The organism is Thermaurantimonas sp., assembly GCF_046299575.1.
GTDB lineage: Bacteria > Bacteroidota > Bacteroidia > Flavobacteriales > Schleiferiaceae > Thermaurantimonas.
Map to the genome: position 1 here is coordinate 157,603 of NZ_JBKBHX010000002.1, position 16,511 is coordinate 174,113.

17 protein-coding genes are annotated in these 16,511 nt (G+C 40.0%); all 17 read right to left on the reverse strand.

All coding sequences use genetic code 11. The annotated features are described in order from the left end of the window. Positions 1-19: 19 nt before the first annotated feature. Complete coding sequence (locus ACK4EX_RS03180; RefSeq protein WP_409769638.1) at positions 20-484, reverse strand: deoxycytidylate deaminase; 465 nt, start codon at positions 482-484, stop codon at positions 20-22. Then, positions 451-1,854: an alpha/beta hydrolase-fold protein gene (locus ACK4EX_RS03185; RefSeq protein ID WP_409769640.1), complete on the reverse strand. Its 1,404-nt coding sequence runs from the start codon at positions 1,852-1,854 to the stop codon at positions 451-453. The genes ACK4EX_RS03180 and ACK4EX_RS03185 overlap by 34 nt, the downstream gene beginning before the upstream one ends. A gap of 102 nt (positions 1,855-1,956) precedes the next feature. Beyond that, positions 1,957-2,412, reverse strand: a complete 456-nt coding sequence (locus tag ACK4EX_RS03190) for a DNA primase (RefSeq protein WP_409769642.1) — start codon at positions 2,410-2,412, stop codon at positions 1,957-1,959. Positions 2,413-2,423: 11 nt separating this feature from the next. Continuing rightward, the gene (locus ACK4EX_RS03195) at positions 2,424-3,401 is read right to left on the reverse strand and encodes a deoxyhypusine synthase family protein (protein WP_409769644.1); all 978 of its coding nucleotides are present in this window, start codon (positions 3,399-3,401) and stop codon (positions 2,424-2,426) included. A gap of 86 nt (positions 3,402-3,487) precedes the next feature. Continuing rightward, positions 3,488-4,264, reverse strand: coding sequence for an enoyl-CoA hydratase/isomerase family protein (locus ACK4EX_RS03200; RefSeq protein ID WP_409769646.1), 777 nt, complete (start codon positions 4,262-4,264; stop codon positions 3,488-3,490). Next, a complete protein-coding gene (locus ACK4EX_RS03205; RefSeq protein WP_409769648.1) occupies positions 4,227-5,702 on the reverse strand; it encodes a sensor histidine kinase in 1,476 nt (491 codons plus the stop codon). The genes ACK4EX_RS03200 and ACK4EX_RS03205 overlap by 38 nt, the downstream gene beginning before the upstream one ends. A gap of 11 nt (positions 5,703-5,713) precedes the next feature. Then, positions 5,714-6,931 carry an ABC transporter permease gene (locus ACK4EX_RS03210; protein WP_409769650.1) on the reverse strand — a complete coding sequence of 406 codons (1,218 nt, stop codon included), beginning with the start codon at positions 6,929-6,931 and terminating at the stop codon, positions 5,714-5,716. Positions 6,932-6,936: 5 nt separating this feature from the next. Beyond that, positions 6,937-7,296 carry a 30S ribosome-binding factor RbfA gene (gene rbfA, locus ACK4EX_RS03215; protein WP_409769652.1) on the reverse strand — a complete coding sequence of 120 codons (360 nt, stop codon included), beginning with the start codon at positions 7,294-7,296 and terminating at the stop codon, positions 6,937-6,939. Continuing rightward, on the reverse strand, positions 7,293-8,354 hold the full coding sequence (gene thiL / locus ACK4EX_RS03220; protein WP_409769654.1) for a thiamine-phosphate kinase: 1,062 nt from the start codon (positions 8,352-8,354) through the stop codon (positions 7,293-7,295). Before thiL ends, rbfA begins: the two co-directional genes overlap by 4 nt. 1 nt (position 8,355) lies before the next feature. Then, the gene (locus ACK4EX_RS03225) at positions 8,356-9,108 is read right to left on the reverse strand and encodes an outer membrane beta-barrel protein (protein ID WP_409769656.1); all 753 of its coding nucleotides are present in this window, start codon (positions 9,106-9,108) and stop codon (positions 8,356-8,358) included. After that, a complete protein-coding gene (locus tag ACK4EX_RS03230; RefSeq protein WP_409769658.1) occupies positions 9,105-10,376 on the reverse strand; it encodes an O-antigen ligase family protein in 1,272 nt (423 codons plus the stop codon). The genes ACK4EX_RS03225 and ACK4EX_RS03230 overlap by 4 nt, the downstream gene beginning before the upstream one ends. Next, on the reverse strand, positions 10,363-11,427 hold the full coding sequence (locus ACK4EX_RS03235; RefSeq protein WP_409769660.1) for a glycosyltransferase family 4 protein: 1,065 nt from the start codon (positions 11,425-11,427) through the stop codon (positions 10,363-10,365). The genes ACK4EX_RS03230 and ACK4EX_RS03235 overlap by 14 nt, the downstream gene beginning before the upstream one ends. Positions 11,428-11,567: 140 nt before the next feature. Continuing rightward, positions 11,568-12,200, reverse strand: coding sequence for a peroxiredoxin (locus ACK4EX_RS03240; RefSeq protein WP_409769662.1), 633 nt, complete (start codon positions 12,198-12,200; stop codon positions 11,568-11,570). 106 nt (positions 12,201-12,306) lie between these two features. Then, complete coding sequence (locus tag ACK4EX_RS03245) at positions 12,307-12,921, reverse strand: ZIP family metal transporter (RefSeq protein ID WP_409769664.1); 615 nt, start codon at positions 12,919-12,921, stop codon at positions 12,307-12,309. A 95-nt stretch (positions 12,922-13,016) separates the two neighbouring features. After that, positions 13,017-13,745 carry a class I SAM-dependent methyltransferase gene (locus tag ACK4EX_RS03250; RefSeq protein WP_409769666.1) on the reverse strand — a complete coding sequence of 243 codons (729 nt, stop codon included), beginning with the start codon at positions 13,743-13,745 and terminating at the stop codon, positions 13,017-13,019. A 10-nt stretch (positions 13,746-13,755) separates the two neighbouring features. After that, entirely contained in the window at positions 13,756-15,204 is a 1,449-nt protein-coding gene (locus ACK4EX_RS03255) for an OmpP1/FadL family transporter (RefSeq protein WP_409769668.1), read from the reverse strand. 89 nt (positions 15,205-15,293) lie between these two features. Next, positions 15,294-16,472 (reverse strand): hypothetical protein, encoded by a 1,179-nt coding sequence (locus ACK4EX_RS03260; protein WP_409769670.1) that lies wholly within the window; start codon positions 16,470-16,472, stop codon positions 15,294-15,296. Positions 16,473-16,511 lie beyond the last annotated feature (39 nt).

Genomic DNA, 16,511 nt, shown 5'->3' on the forward strand with positions numbered 1-16,511 from the left:
AAGAGTCAAAAGTTGTTTTTTAACCAGTCGTATTATCCAATTCAGGATATTGAACAATCTCAACGCCGGCTCTTTCAAGAAATTCTAATCCGGAGGTGTCGCTGTATTTGCGTATATACACAAGCCTGCAAATACCGGCCTGATGAATCAGCTTGGCACAATCGCGACATGGCGATAGCGTAAGGTATAGCGTAGCTCCACGGCACGACTGTGTGCTTCCTGCTACTTTAAGAATGGCATTGGCCTCTGCATGTAAAACATACCATTTTGTTTCACCAGCCTCATCTTCACATTCGTTTTCAAAACCCGAAGGGGTGCCATTGTATCCATCTGAAATGATCATTCGATCTTTTACGATTAGTGCCCCTACCTTTTTTCGGGTGCAGTGCGAGAGCTGTGCCCATTGTTGGGCCATTCGAAGGTATGCATGATCATATCGCTGAGTTTTGCTCAGTTCCGTATCAGCACTTTTGATATGTTCCATTCAATACTTTTTATATGTAGAACATAAGCCCCTGATTTTAGCCATGATAGGTCAAGGCCATTTATTAATTGTTGGTCAGAAAGGCGGGCTAAATAGTAAACTCTTCCCGTTAGATCGGTAACCATAATTTCATAGTTTTTTTGATCTTTTACCTGTATAAAAACCGTATCTTTAAAAGGATTAGGAAAAATAGAAATTTGCTTACCTGATGACACTTCATCACTCGACATAAAGTAGTGATCAGCAAACAGCCACAGTACAGCCTCTCCAAACTCTTGACGCCAAAATGCTTCGTTGTGTTGTCCGTTTGGCACAACTTTATTCTGAATTCCTTGCTCAGCAAAGCCTGCTGCTATCAGGGTTTGTTTCATTTGAGCTATTTGTTGAGCTACAGAGCCATTGCTTTCTAAACCACCTGCAAGCTGATAGATACGCATGGGATGTTTTTTTCCAACCGAAGCCGGATAGCTCCATACTTGATTCGAAAACCAATAACTCGGCGAAAAAATGCCAAGCTTTGAAAATACTTCTTGATTGCGCAGACCTCCATAAAAGGTTATTAGTCCTCCCATACTGCTGCCCATCATTCCGGTGCTGTTCCGGCTTTTTTGGGTGCGATACGCACTGTCGATGTACGGCTTGAGATACTGCACAATGAAGTCGATGTACTGGTCTCCCTGACCACCGCCGTATTGACTATTTACCCAAGGACTGTATTCATTGATTCGCTGAGTTCCTCCGTTGTCGATTCCCACCACGATGATGGATTTGCCCATCGAACTATACAAGCTGTTGAGCGTTTCATCTACCTGCCATTCTCCGGCAAATGAGGTAGATTGGTCAAACAAATTTTGCCCGTCGTGCATGTAGAGTACCGGAAAACTGTCAGTACTCGTGGCATAATTCGGAGGTAAATACAGCCAAATACGTCGGCTTCGGTTCAGTGGTGGCATAAAAAAGGCATTGCTTAAGATTGACACATTGTGTGCTGCTGTTGAATTTGTGCTACCCAGATCTTCCCAACTCAAAATGGTCAACTTCAATGTATCGCCAGGCGACCAAATGTGCACTCTATTGGGTAAATAGCCGCCGTTCTGATTGCCTTCTACTGTCTGCCAACTTCCTCTTGTGAATTTAAACTGTATCGGATTCGTCGTGATTGACAGTGTTTTAAAGTATTGTGAGCCGATCTTAGTCATGATGGTGGTGGTATCCGAAGGGTTCCAATTGTTAAAATTACCAGCTATGTAGATAGATGCTGAAAGCGGGGTGTTCGCAGGAACCTGCTGTACAAGTATATGTAGCTGAGCTACTGCAGAAATATGTACCAGAATTGAGACAAATAATCCAAATATTTTAAATACCTTCATAACATCGGAAAAAAATTGTTGTCCCAAAGATGCAATAAAAAAGGGCATGATGTGCGATTCATGCCCTTTTACTGCTCAAAAGTCTTTTAAAATATCTGATTATCAGTAATCTTCATCCTCTTCGTCTTCCTCATCGGTGTATTCCTCTTCATCATCGTCTTCATAATCATCTTCCGGGTCAAAGCCTGCTTCCATAAATCGATCTTCGGTGCTGCGCTTTTTCTTGCGAGGCTTTACATCCTCTTCTTCATCCGATTCTGATTCGTTATCATCTACTTCGCTTATAGGAGGCACATCGATGATCGGTGGGGTAAGTACATCTTCCTCGTCCTCTTCAGTGAGCAAATAGTTCTCCACTTTCTCGGCGAGTTCTACGCTCACTTTTACAAGGTATTTTGTATCTTCGGTTTCGAGGGGCACAGCTGATACCCATTCGTTCTTGGCATTTTTAAATTTTATGATTGCATCCTCATACCCATTGGGATAAGTTTCCAAAAGCAGGCTGAGGAGCTTGTTGGTGATATTTTTGTAATCGACTATTACTCTCTTTTTTTCCATAAACCTTTCAATTACTGACCGAGAATCCAGGCGAATATGAGGGGTGCTACGATGGCAGCATCTGATTCGATGACAAATTTTGGAGTATCAATTCCAAGTTTTCCCCAAGTGATTTTTTCATTGGGAACGGCTCCTGAATAGCTGCCGTAGCTGGTGGTTGAGTCACTGATCTGGCAGAAGTAGCTCCAGAAGGGGATGTTTTCCATTTCGAGGTCTTGGTAGAGCATTGGTACTACGCAGATCGGAAAATCACCGGCTATACCTCCTCCGATTTGGAAGAAACCTATTCCCTTGCCACTGCTGTTTTTAATGTAATAATCAGCCAGCCATACCATGTACTCAATGCCTGATTTTACTACACTGGGTTTAACATCTCCTTTTATACAGTAGGAGGCAAAGATGTTTCCCATAGTCGAATCTTCCCAGCCGGGTACTACAATGGGCAGATTTTTTTCTGCCGCAGCCACCATCCAAGAGTCTTTAGGGTCGATTTGGTAGTACTGTTCGAGAACTCCACTGCGAATGAGCTCATACATGTATTCATGCGGAAAATAGCGCTTACCTTCGGTGTCAGCTTCTTTCCAGAGTTTATAGATGTGCTTTTGCAGACGGCGGAAGGCTTCTTCTTCAGGTATGCAGGTGTCGGTTACACGATTAAAGCCGTTTTCAAGCAACTCCCATTCATCTTGCGGACTGAGGTCTCGGTAATTGGGTATGCGCTTGTAGTGATTGTGCGCTACTAAGTTCATTAGGTCTTCTTCGAGGTTAGCACCTGTACAAGAAATGATGTGCACTTTGTCTTGACGGATCATTTCTGCCAGGCTTACCCCCAGTTCTGCTGTACTCATAGCACCCGCCAGAGTAATCATCATTTTTCCACCTTCATCGAGGTGTTTTTCATAGGCTTTGGCTGCATCCATCAAGGCTGCAGCATTGAAATGTCTGAAATTGTATTCTATAAATTTAGAAACCGGACCTCTATTTTTCATTTTGAGTGAAGTGCAATGATTTGGCGGGGCGAAAATATTTTGTGGTATATGATTATCAAATTATTTACCATTTGATGTAGCGTAGTTTAAGAAAATTTTGGTTTGCGCTTTTCGAGAAAAGCAGATGTCCCTTCTTTGAAATCAGCTGTTCCAAAGCACTTACCAAATTCTTCAATTTCTGTGTCAAGGCCACTGCGCTGGTAAGCGTAGCCTGCATTCACGGCTCGTATGGCAGCCGCTAAAGCAGTTGATGAATTTTTTGACATGGCATCAGCCAATGCAGCAGCATTGTCCATCAGCTCTTCTTGGCTTGTCACTTTGTTCACCAGACCCCATTGTAAAGCTTCTTCGGCTTGAATCATGCCGGCTGTAAGGATCATTTCCAGTGCTTTTCCCTTACCTATCAATTGAGCAAGACGCTGCGTGCCACCATAGCCTGGGATAAGTCCGAGGGTAACTTCGGGTAGTCCAAGTCGGGCGTTGTTTGATGCAATGCGCACATGGCATGCCATAGCCAGCTCTAATCCACCACCTAATGCGTATCCATTGATGGCGGCTATAATAGGTTTAGGATAATTTTCGATATAATCAAACAGCAACTTCTGACCCTGAGCTGCAAGTTGTTTTCCTTCCTCTACACCATAAGAGGCAAATTCTGAGATGTCTGCTCCCGCGACAAAGGCCTTCTGTCCGGCGCCGGTAATGATGATTACCCGCACCTCTCTGTCATTTTTCAGAGTAGCGAGGGCATTGTGTAATTCTTCAATAGTAGGCTTATTCAGTGCATTGAGCTTTTCAGGGCGATTAATTGTGATAACTGCTCGGTTAATCGATTTTTGAATAAGTAGGTTGGCGTAATTCATTTTTTTGTAATTTTTTTAAAAAGTGTAATGTGAAGGTAGATCCTACATTTTTAGTTGTTTGCAAATCTATACGCCCACCGTGAGCATCTACAATATTTTTTACTATGGCCAATCCAAGCCCCATACCTGAAGTTTTGGTAGTGAAGCGAGGGATAAAGATTTTTTCTTTTAATTCATCGTCAATTCCACAGCCATTATCGTGCACAGAAATCAGCGCTTCATCTTCATTTTCAGTAACCTGAATTGTAATTTTTGGATTTTCCCGGCCTTCAGTAGCGTGAATTGCATTTTTTAAAAGGTTATTTAAAGCTTGTGTTATTTGACCTCTATCACCCGTTATAAATATGGGATTATCCGGCGTTTCTATCTGAATTTGATGATCTGTAATAAGACTGCCGGTTTGGCGGGCGATTTCGCAAAGGTCAATACGCTCAAGGGATATTTCAGGCAGCTTGCTGTATCTGGAGAAGGTGTCAGCAATGCGCGAAAGGGTATCGATCTGGGTGATCATACTGTCGCAGAATTCCTTTAGCTTTTCTGGCTCCGATGTTTTAAGAGAGCGCTCAATCCACTGCACATTTAGCCGCATGGGCGTGAGCGGATTTTTAATTTCATGTGCCACTTGCCGGGCCACATCGCGCCAAGCAGAGTCGCGCTCGCTGTCAGCTAATTTTTCAGCACTGTGTTTTAGCTCGAGGAGCACGCGGTTGTAATCATCTACAAGTTGTTGTATTTCAGAGGGATATTTTCCTGTGATGGGTTTTGAATCTTGAATTTTATCGTTAGCCAGCACCTGTGCTCTAAGTTTATCGAGAGGTCTTGTGATGGTGTGGGCCAGAAAAATGGCTGCTCCAATGGCAATTAAAAAGAGAATTGTGTAAATCTGTATTAAATTGATAAAGAAATTTTTCATTTCCCTATTGAAAAAGTGTTGATCGAGCAGATAAGGAATATTGATGATCAACAGCTCATTGCCGTTTTCGTCGTACAAAAAGAAAAAATCGTAGAGATACTTGTGATTGTCAATTATTGTTTGCAATGTATATCGGTCGCCGAAGCTCATTTTAATTGTAGTGATAAGGGCTGAGTCGAGCTGTAAGGGAAAGAGCTTTCTGTCTTGATCGGATATGCGCGTAGAGCTTGTGAGCAATCGTCCGTTTAAATCGTAAAAAGCAATATCCACATTGTGCACATCGCTTATTTCACAAATTTTTTGGCTAAAACCACGAGCTATGGCAATGGGGTTTTTGGGGATTTTACTGGAGTTTAGGTGGTGAGATATTGAGGCTGTAATAGAATACTCCTTTCGCCTCAACCGCTCTAAGTGATAAATTTCACTTTCTTTTTTATAGTGGTATAAAAAATAAACTCCCGTAAGTACAAAAGACAAAAGGGTTACAGCCAGTATCGCTAAAATAATGGTATAGCGCAGCTTCATGCCAGGTGAACTTAAAGTAACCGACCCGAAACTTTCACAATCTTCGGAAGTCCGAGTACGGCGGCAAAGTTGGTGCCATAGCCTATGGCAAGTACAGTGATGGCAATAAACAACAGCTGCATCGGTCTAAGCTCCACCGGGTAAGCTTCAACTAAATATCCTTCGCCGAGTTTTACCAATCCAAATATGTCCTGAAGCCATACAATTCCAATGCCGATCAGCAGTCCGGCTGCTACACCGGTCGAAACGATCAACATACCTGTAAATCTAAAAATTGATGAAATATCTGATAGTGTAAGTCCAAGCGCCCGGAAAAGAAAAATGTTTGAACGCTTTTCGTAGATTAACATGCGCATAGAGCCCATCAAGCCAAAGCTAGCCAAAAGAGCAATAAATGAAAATATTAGATAAACCACAAGTTTTTCAGCCTGCATAATTTTAAAAAAGGCTTCCTGCTGTTCTTCTCTGTTCAAAATCCGAAATCCTTTCAGTGTCTTTTGCAAATAGAACTGAGCATCTTTTACGCTGTGTCCATTTTTAACCTTGACTTCAATGGCTGAGAATCCATCGATTAAGTTCATCCACTCTTTTAACTGTTCGATATTTATAATACAGTATTTTTCATCTACCTCAGGCTGAATGGAGAAGATGCCACTGGTCATCAACATAGCTTGACTAAAGGCCTTGTCAGGTCGATTCAGATTGCGTGCATCAGCCCTTGGCACATATACTTGAAAAAGTTCATTATCTAAGCCGGCAGAAACTCCAAGATGATACGCAACGCCTATTCCTAAAATTGCTTGCCCGGGATTGTAATTGATCGTTCCATACAAAACACTTTTGCCAAGCTGTGCCACGCTTTGAAAACTTGAATCTACTCCTTTCAGCACAGCTACGAATTCGCGAACGCCTTTACGCAAGTACGCTTTTTCTTCCAGTACAAAAGATAGGTTCTGTACACTTGGTAATTGTTTCAGCAAATGGTAGAGCGAGTCACTACCAGAGGCATATTTTCCTTTTGCGGGCAGTATTTTTAAATCTGGATCAAAAGTATTGTATAATTCTCTCGAGAAGTTTTCTAGCCCATTAAACGCACTCAAAACTACTACAAGGGCTACAGTACATGCCACTATGCCAAGTATTGAAATAAAACCAAGAATACTTACAGCACTCTTGGCAGATCTGCTGCCGAAATATCTGAATGCAATGAACCAAGTAACTACCCTCATGCAGTTTATTTGATGGGATTCTCACCGCCCTCTTTCAAAAGTTTATCGATTTCAGCTTCTTTTTCAAAGGCATCGTCGATGAGAAAATGAAGCTCTGGCATTATTCTTAGGTGTTTTCCCACAAGTTTGGCTGCCTCTTGTTTTATAGCTACATAGTTTTCATCGAGATAAAGCTTCACTTCCTTGTGTTTTTCAAATGGAAAAACACTGAGGTAGATTCGGGCGATGGAAAGATCGGGAGTTATTTTTACGGCTGTCACGCTGATTAAGACACCCGGAAAAGTATTCTTTCCGATCTTTTGGATAAGATTGCCAAACTCTTCTTGTAAGAAGGATTCAACTCTGGCTATTCTATTTGCTTTCATGGCTGTGAATTTTGCTTTTTAAAAGAGTTCCACCCCTGGGCTGTTATGGGAATTTCTTCGTTTAGATTAGTAACAAGCGTAGCCGGTAAATTAGGCTCTGTCATATGGCCAATAACTGTGAAGTCTGGGTGGTTTTTTATTTTTTCATAGTCGCTAAGAGGAATGGTAAACAGCAATTCGTAGTCTTCACCCCCGTTAAGGGCAACGGTTGTCGCATTCAGCTGCATTTCTTCACAAACCTTAAAGGTCTGTTGGTCGATCGGTAACTTATTTTCATAAATGCGGGCACCTACACCACTTTTGGTAGTTATGTGTAATAATTCGCTTGAAAGGCCGTCACTTATGTCGATCATGCTCGTCGGCCTTATGCCGAGAGCTCTTAATTGCTCGAGAGCATCTGTACGCGCTTCGGGCCTTAATAGTCGGCGTACCACATAGTCGTAAGGCGAGAGGTCAGGTTGCACATACGGATTGGCTTTAAATACTTCTTTTTCGCGTTCTAGCACCAATAGCCCGCAATAAGCCCCTCCCAAATCGCCTGTTACTACGATTAAATCGTTTGGTTTGGCTGTACTGCGGAGTATGGCTTCGCCTTTTTTTACCCGCCCGATGGCTGTTACACTAATAGTCATTCCAGAGGTTGAAGTTGTAGTATCGCCACCCACTAGGTCGATTCCATAGCGGCTGCAAGCCATTTGCATACCTTCGTAAATTTCTTCTAAGGCTTCCACGGAGCTTCGGGCTGATACGGCAATACCTACAATGGCATGAGTAGGCTCTCCCCCCATCGCGGCTATGTCTGATATGTTTACGACTATGGCTTTGTAACCTAAATGTTTTAAAGGCGTATAAAAAAAGTCAAAATGTACACCCTCAGTCAGTAAATCTTTAGAAATCAGCGTCTCATAACCTCTGTTATCAATAATGGCCGCATCGTCGCCTATGCCTCTAATGGTATCTTCTCGCTTTATGGTCAGCAGTTTTGACAAATGGTCAATTAAGCCAAACTCGCCTAACTCGCTGAGGGGGGTGAATTTTTTGTTTTTATCTTCAAGCATTTTAGTAAAAATAATACCTCAATCCGACTGTTAAACCTGTTGAAAAATACCGTTCACGCGGGAAGAAAGCATTGTTTTCAAACATAGGATTGAGCATATAGTGAAAGAATGGTCGCACAAAGATAGAGTATTCTTCAGCCAGTCGAAAGTTGCCACTCAGAGATATACCCACTGTGTAGTTGATCTTTCGGGCTTCGTTAGTTACATCAAATTGATCGATCTGACTTCCGCTTTGTTTGTCAGAAATTTTTCCGGTATAGCTGCGCAAAAGGTTTATTTGAATTATAGGAATAAATTCTAAATCAAAAACTTCAGTAATGGTGCCGCGAAATGAAAATTGAATCGGCAAATTGATAAAAGACAATTTGCTCGTCAAATCATATGTCTGTTGATTAAATTCATAATTTCTGTCTCGATACCCCAAAGTTCCGTATTGCACTCCAGTCCAGAGCTCAAGCGATGATGCCAGGCGAAAGACAAAATCTCCGCCAAAGCTATAGGCTAAAACAGGTGATGTACGCGATTCGTTGCTGCTTCCTATCGGCAAACCACCCAGACCTATTGAATCACTCATTATACGCCTATTTGTAATATAAGGATTTACGTTAAAGGCAAGCGATATGTTTGATTTTTTTGTCTGAGAGTCGGTAAAATATACAATCTTTTCTTTGCCGTCTTTTTGGGCAAAACTGATCGCTGGAATTAAAATAAAAAGACTATTAAAAACAAAAAAATAATGTAGAATTTTGTTCATATTTTTTGACTTTTGTTTTTAATTATTGGTAAAGCTAATTCACTTTCAAGAAGTAAGGGAATTATAAAACTAAAAAAGACCACTCCCCACTGTCGCTCGAGATAACTCTCTGTTAAAAAACACAAAAAGATATACAATAAAACTAACAGTGCGTGCCACTTTTTGCAATGATAGGAATAGAAAATTGAATAAACAAATATTCCAAGAAGTGCTGTTAATCCCAATAAGCCTGTTGCTATGGTTGTTTCGATAAATTGATTGTGTGCATTAAATTTTTCGCGATATCCATACTTAAAATTATTTCGCAAATAACTGTTTTCTAAATCAAAACGCGCATCGCCAATTCCACTACCAAAAAACGGACGTTTTGCGATCTCTTGCAAGGCACATTTCCATTCAGCCAGGCGAATAGTAATGCCGTTAAATCCTTCTTGAAAAGTTTCAGCTTCAATGTTATATTTCAACGAAGATAAATCAGAAAATCTGCCCTTTATCGATTCTGGAGCAATTCTATACAGCGTACTACCAAGCATCGCTATTCCAAGTAAAATAAATAAGTTTAGTTTAAAAGAATACTTGCGGATCAAGTAAAACACAAAAGTTATAAAAAATAATGCAAGAAAAGCTAAAATATTCATTCGGCTCTGAAGCAAAATTAATAGAGTAAAAAGACTGAGTGAAGCTATTACATAGAAAATTTTCTTATAATTATTTAATAAGAGAAATAGAGATAGTATAAATACACTTCCCACCCAGATCGATAAATAAGCCGGATGGATTACCCACTCGCTCAAACCTACATAGGTGAAATAAGTGCTTATTATCTCTCCAGTTTCCGGATAGGTGTAATACAAACTTCCAGATTTGAGACTTCTATACAATCCAACAGAAAGAAAATATGGTGTAGATAGAGCAAAAAGTATTACAAGATTTCTCAGTATTTTGAATTTCACATTTTGATCTACGTTTTTTAAATAAAGATTCATTACAAAAGGCAAAAATACTAATGGGACTTTTATAGCTAATTTTTGCTTTGCTTCTTCTACATTTTCACTGTAAAATGATGATATAAAATACACTAAATAAAGAGCTATAAACGGAATATGATAACGGTCAAAAGAAAATAAAATCTTTTTATTGATGAACAACCAGAATGTAGTAAGTAAAAACAATACAAGTACGAGCGCGGTCGTATTCTCTGGAAGAATCATACTGGCTGGAATCAAAATGCCAAAGAAAAGAAAAATATTTTCTTTACTCAGAAGCAAGTGAATGTTTTTTTTGTTTTAAGTAAAAAATTGTTCCGCTGAAAAATAATGCGATGAAAAGGTAAATTACTACTTGAAATTTGGGTAGTACTTTACCATTAAAATACCATGCTAAAGCAATGAAAAATATGTTGAAAAAATATAAGATAAGTGCGGCCTGATAATGTTTTAATCCCAGATCAGTAAGCATATGATGAATGTGATTTCTATCAGCTTTAAATGGAGATTTTTTATGGATAAAAATTCGAATAAATACAATTCTCATCGTATCAAATACAGGTACTATTAAAACAGCCAATGAATACGATACAGCCGATATATTATAAAAAATATTCGGTTTAAAATCCTCACTTATTTTTATGAAATATACAGTGAGAACAGTTACTAAAAATCCGATTACCATTGATCCGGAATCGCCCATAAATATTTTCCCTTTAAAATTATAAATACTAAAAGCCGTCAATGCACCGGAAATACACAAAGATAGTATTAAAAATAATGGCTCTTTCATCACCCAAAACCACCAGGAATAGGTCAAACTTACTATTATACCTATTCCTGCTGATAGTCCATTGATTCCATCAATAAAGTTAAAAGCATTAATCAAAAATAAAAATACAAAAATGGTTAGCAAAACACTTGATATATATGGAACTTCGAATATTCCAAAAATTCCATAAATGCTTTTAATTCGAACCCCTCCATGGACAGAAATAATTAAAGCTGCTAATAATTGACCGAGTAGTTTTTTGTAGGGAACCATTGGATACAAATCGTCTTTTACACCCGTGACAAAAAGTACAATGAGTGCACATAAAATACTGTTAAGTTCTTGATAAGGAATACCCGCAGAAAAAAATAAAAAACTAAAGATCATTCCGCCGAAAATACCAATACCTCCAAGAGCAGAAATGCGTTCCTGATGATTCTTTCTCTCATCAGGTTTATCGTATAATTTTTTTACTAAACTCAGCCTGATGATGGGTGGAATACTGAAATAAGTAATTAAAAAGGAGCTTAATGCTGCTGCTATTGGAATGCTGATGCTCACTTAATGGCCTCGGATTTAATAAGTTTCTGGTGCAAAAAAACTACAATTACACTAAAAGTTACCAAAATGAGTTGATATGCGATTTCTTAAAAAAGAAAAAGCCCTGATATACAGGGCTTTGAGATTTAGATATTTGATTTTTAGTGCTTACTGAGGTATTCGGCCACACCGCTGTGAGAAGCGCTCATACCTTCTTTTCCTTTGCTCCAATTTGCTGGGCATACTTCGCCTTTTTCTTCGAAGTACTGAAGGGCATCTACCATTCTGAGTGCTTCATCAACGCTACGGCCGAGCGGCATATCATTTACTAACTGATGGCGTACGATGCCATTTTTATCGATCAGGAATAAGCCTCTGTAAGCAACTAATTCGCCTTCAGCGCAGAGTTCATCCTTGTCGTTGTAATAATATGTTCCAGCCAATACATCGTAGTTGCTAGCGATGGTCTTGTTCGTATCAGCCAAGATAGGATATGTTATGCCCTTAATACCACCTTGTTCTTTGGGTACTTGCAACCAGCCCCAGTGTGACTGCTCGGTATCGGTAGAGGCAGCTATTACTTGTACATTCCGAGCCTCAAATTCAGCAAGCTTCTCTTGAAAAGCGTGGAGCTCTGTGGGGCATACGAAAGTGAAATCCTTTGGATAGAAGAAGAGGATCACATATTTTTTGCCTTCGAACTGGCTAAGAGTGAAATTTTCCACAATTTCCTCGCCGTTGATTACGGCATTTACACTGAAGTCGGGTGCTTTTTTTCCTACTAATACTCCCATTGCTGTTTTGATTTTTAATTGACCGTCGCAAAGGTAGAACGAACCAACTACCTCATCATTATCAATTCAATATATTTTTCTGAATTTTTGATAGAGTATACCTATATCAATGGAGGAATTCGACCATTGCAAATGCGAGGCCCGATGCTAAGGCGATGGTGACTAATTTCATCATATTAAAACGGTGATTGTGGCTGCTTTCAAAAATGATCGTTGTTGAGATATGCATGAAAATACCCGCCACTAAGGCTAAGAGATATACAAAAATTTTCTGAAATGCTGGTATGTAATAACCGGCCAAGGCACCTGCCGGTGAGCTCATGGCAAAAAGCGCGAGATATAATAAAATTTTATTTCGCTTTAATCCTTTGGATTTTAAAATCATATATAGAATTATGCCGATAGGCAAATGATGAAAGACCACCCCCCAAAAGAGTAAATTGCCTTCATCGAGTATCCACTGTACGCCCAATGGTAAACTCTCTAGAATGCTGTGTAGATAGAGACCAACTACAGCTCCTTTTGATAAAGATAGCACGTGATCGTGATGATGGTGATGTCCATGCTCTATACCCTGTGTGAAAAATTCTAAAACGATTTGAAGCAAAATGCCTAATATAATGAAAAGCCCAACAATGTGGTTGTGACCACTTCGTTCATAAATGTCAGGCAATATGTGAAGTGCCGTAATGGCAAGGATGAATGAGCCAGAAAATGCCAACAAGATTTTTAGACCCGAATGGTTTCTTGAGGTAAACCATCGTGCCAACCACGCTCCTGAGAATGTACTGAAAAATAATATTAGTAAATTGACTATCAAGGTTTTTTGGCTATTATGATCACCCTTGGCGAAGTAGTTTCATCAAAGGAATGAAGCTTAATATTACCATATAGCGCTTTTATTTCAAGCCCAACTTGGGTGATTAAATTTTGCAACAAAGTTGCATCAAAAAGTTGAACACGTTCAAAAAAAGTGTAAATTCTACCAGAGTCGTTCACTACAATTTGTTTTACGACTTTTTCATTTTCGATAAATCGGCTGATTTCGAATCGGATACCTGATATTTCGATAGTTTGATTTGGAATCACACCTTCCTTTACAGCCCTTGCATTCAAAAAGTCAAAAACAAAATAACCACCCGACTTCAAAGACTTTTCAATGTTTTTTAAAGTCAAAATATGATCATCTAGTGTATCAAAATATCCAAAAGATGTAAACAAGTTGAAGACAGCATCGTACACCTGATGACCGTATGGCTGACGCATGTCGTGTACGAAATATTGAATTTTTGGTGTTCCTTGTTCTACTGCAAATTGTATTGACGAAGTTGAGATATCGAGACCAGTTACAAGCCATGCATGCTCAGCTAATATGCGAGCATGGCGCCCCCTGCCACAAGCTAAATCAAGCACGTGTGCATAAGGGGGCAATTTTATGCGCTTACACAGATTTGTGATGAATTCTTTTGCTTCTTGTTCGTCTCGATGGTTATATAAAATATGATAATATTCTGTATCAAACCAGATTTTAAACCAATCACTCATTCGGCAAATATCAGAATCCTCTGAATATTAGAGAGAGCATCAAAATATTTCTATTGTTTTTCAGAGTAGCTGCCGGTATGTAGTTAGCATCATATATAAAGAATTCTTGGCTGTTTAGAAATAAAGTATATGAAACATCCGCTTGAAATTCGTTGCTTCTGAAGCCAAAACCGGTGTGTATTCCATTATAACGACCTGATTTAGAGTCTCTGTTAAAAGGTGAAGTCACCAGGCTATAGCCACCCCGCAGCGAAAGTTTTTCGACCCTCCACTCAGTGCCGATTCTGAATTGATGCGACACTTGGTAGAGTTCTTTGATTTGCCTGTTGTCTTCTGATAGGCTGTACAAGGATGATCTTAGTCGGTTTGTACTAAAGTCAGTGAAATGATATTCAGCTGAAACAAGTCCGATATTGTCAAAAATGTAGGAACCGCCTAATTGAATCCGGAGTGGTGTAGTCAGTTGAAAGCGAATATTGTCATCAACCAGAGGATTTGGCCTGTGCTCTACATTGTCGAAGGTGCGGCTTGAGGGCGCTACTTCGAAATTTCCTCTTATAGAGTACAGGGTAGGTGTATGCAGTGCAGCCGATACACGAATATTTTGCTCGATTCGGTAAATAACTCCGGCTTTAAGATTAATGCCCGATCCTGTTAAGTTTAAAAATTCACGCAGTTGATAGGAGCGCAGGATAGATGAAATGTCGTAATTCGATTCTGTGTAAAAAACTTCTTCTTGATAATTGATAAAAGGAACGCCTAATTGCACACCCCACTGAATTTTGTTCAAATAATTACCGCCATAAGTGAACGCAAACTCTGAAATCGTACCTTGTGTCTGCCTCCGATGGCGATGTAAAATGTTGTCGCCATATGCCCACAGTTTATCGATTATTTTAGTGTTTTGATCTGTATAGTCAATCAAATAGGGGAAGAAAGCTACATAATACAGGTAAGGATCAGAGTTTAAGAGTTGAACATCAGTTTTGCCTTGAGCTCTATCAAACCAAACTTGACCAATGGAGCTAGAATGAACCCCGTCGATTTGATGCTCACTGTTGAGGTTTGCCAATCTGTTAAAGGTTAATCCAAAAACCTGCTTATTTTTTGTTTGTTTTTTGCTCTCGACCCTTCGTACAAGACCTAAATTACCTAGAAGTAATCTGTCGTAAGAGCTGGGCGTTGAGACACCTTGAAAAGTTGAATTCACATTGCTAAACAGAAATCCAAAAGACAAAGTAGTTTCATCCATTCGGTAAACACCAATACCTGCCGGATTGTCGTGAATGCCTGATATATCGTTTCCCAATGCGCCAAATGCTCCGGCTATTCCATTATAGCGTGCTGTGCCATAGGGTAGTAAAAAGCTAAATCTCAGAGCATCAGTGGCGTTTTGAGCAAATAATTGGATTGTAGAAGCACTTATTAATATTAAAAAGATAATTATTTTTTTGTACATTTTAATTGCATTTTTTCTCTTTTAAAAAAAAAGGCAGAAGAATCTGCCTTTTTGTGAAACCAAGCCATGAAAAAGAAAGGAGCAAAATTTTATCGCAATCTGCCTCCCGAAGAGCCTCCGCCTCTTACTGCTCCTCCTGAGTTTCCATTAAAAGATGGTGTTGAATTGAACTGGCGTGCACCGCTGCTAGGTGAAGAGTGGTTCTGTCTTTGAAGAGGTGCTGATTCGTAAGAGTTCTGACGCTGGATGGGTCTAACGGGAATTGTTTCCATCTGACCGCGGTTGTATTGTCTTGTAGCAGGCGCAGTGTATTCAGTTGGTCTTCTTTCTATTCTCTGAGGCAGCTGATAGCCACGAGTTGCTGGCATTTCTGATTGAATGCCTCTTTGAATGCGATCAGCCTGAAGGGTGTTAGCATTTATGCGTTCAGCGTAATCACCTCTAGAAATAGTAGCTGAGGATACATCGCGAGTCCTGCTTAAATCAGAAACTCTGAGACGGCTTACTGGTAAGTTTTCCTGACTTACATTGTTAGTTGTTAGTCTGTAATTCGATGAAATAGGTTCGGTAGCCACGTATTCTCTGCCTGAGCGAAGTTGACTAACGCGATTGGCAGGAGCTTCGGCAGCTGTAGATTTTCTACCCACTCCAGCACCAGTACTTGCATAGCTGCCTGTACGTATGCCTTGAAGAGGTGTAACTAAACGGGGAGGTTGAACTACAATCCATCCGGGGTTCCAACCCCAGCCAAATCCGGGATACCAGGGATTTATCCAGGGATTACTCCAAGCCATAGGATGACCCCAGAAAGGATCCCACATCATGGTGTTGTACATCCAGGGATCCCACATCCACATGCGGTTCATCATCCAGGGATCCCAGTACCAAGGATTGTATGCCCAAGATGGACCCCAACCCATTCCCCAGCGGCTCCAACCCATTCCCCATCCAAAGCCCAAGTTAAGGCCTGGTCTCATCCACATGGGGTAGAAACCCATACCCCACATAGGGTTAAACCCACCGTAAAAGTTATTATTTACAATAGTTTGACCTTGAGATTTGTAATTCGGATCAAAATAATCATCTACAGCAGATGCTGTACTTTCGTTGTTATTGTCTGATTGAGCTAAGCTACCTGTGGGAATGTTACCAATGGCAGGGTTGTAATAAATGCCATCTTCGTAAAAGTTTGATACTATCCTATTCGAAGTATTACATGAGGATACTATCAAACCCACAATTGCTCCTAAAATCAAAATCCGTTTCATGGCGTTGGTGTTTAGGGTTAATAGTTAATTTCGCACACC

Bases quoted from the DNA above. Each gene is read 5' to 3' on its own strand.
- ACK4EX_RS03180 (WP_409769638.1), bottom strand. From the start codon at position 484: ATGGAACATATCAAAAGTGCTGATACGGAACTGAGCAAAACTCAGCGA.
- ACK4EX_RS03185 (WP_409769640.1), bottom strand. From the start codon at position 1,854: ATGAAGGTATTTAAAATATTTGGATTATTTGTCTCAATTCTGGTACAT.
- ACK4EX_RS03190 (WP_409769642.1), bottom strand. From the start codon at position 2,412: ATGGAAAAAAAGAGAGTAATAGTCGATTACAAAAATATCACCAACAAG.
- ACK4EX_RS03195 (WP_409769644.1), bottom strand. From the start codon at position 3,401: ATGAAAAATAGAGGTCCGGTTTCTAAATTTATAGAATACAATTTCAGA.
- ACK4EX_RS03200 (WP_409769646.1), bottom strand. From the start codon at position 4,264: ATGAATTACGCCAACCTACTTATTCAAAAATCGATTAACCGAGCAGTT.
- ACK4EX_RS03205 (WP_409769648.1), bottom strand. From the start codon at position 5,702: ATGAAGCTGCGCTATACCATTATTTTAGCGATACTGGCTGTAACCCTT.
- ACK4EX_RS03210 (WP_409769650.1), bottom strand. From the start codon at position 6,931: ATGAGGGTAGTTACTTGGTTCATTGCATTCAGATATTTCGGCAGCAGA.
- rbfA (WP_409769652.1), bottom strand. From the start codon at position 7,296: ATGAAAGCAAATAGAATAGCCAGAGTTGAATCCTTCTTACAAGAAGAG.
- thiL (WP_409769654.1), bottom strand. From the start codon at position 8,354: ATGCTTGAAGATAAAAACAAAAAATTCACCCCCCTCAGCGAGTTAGGC.
- ACK4EX_RS03225 (WP_409769656.1), bottom strand. From the start codon at position 9,108: ATGAACAAAATTCTACATTATTTTTTTGTTTTTAATAGTCTTTTTATT.
- ACK4EX_RS03240 (WP_409769662.1), bottom strand. From the start codon at position 12,200: ATGGGAGTATTAGTAGGAAAAAAAGCACCCGACTTCAGTGTAAATGCC.
- ACK4EX_RS03250 (WP_409769666.1), bottom strand. From the start codon at position 13,745: ATGAGTGATTGGTTTAAAATCTGGTTTGATACAGAATATTATCATATT.
- ACK4EX_RS03255 (WP_409769668.1), bottom strand. From the start codon at position 15,204: ATGTACAAAAAAATAATTATCTTTTTAATATTAATAAGTGCTTCTACA.
- ACK4EX_RS03260 (WP_409769670.1), bottom strand. From the start codon at position 16,472: ATGAAACGGATTTTGATTTTAGGAGCAATTGTGGGTTTGATAGTATCC.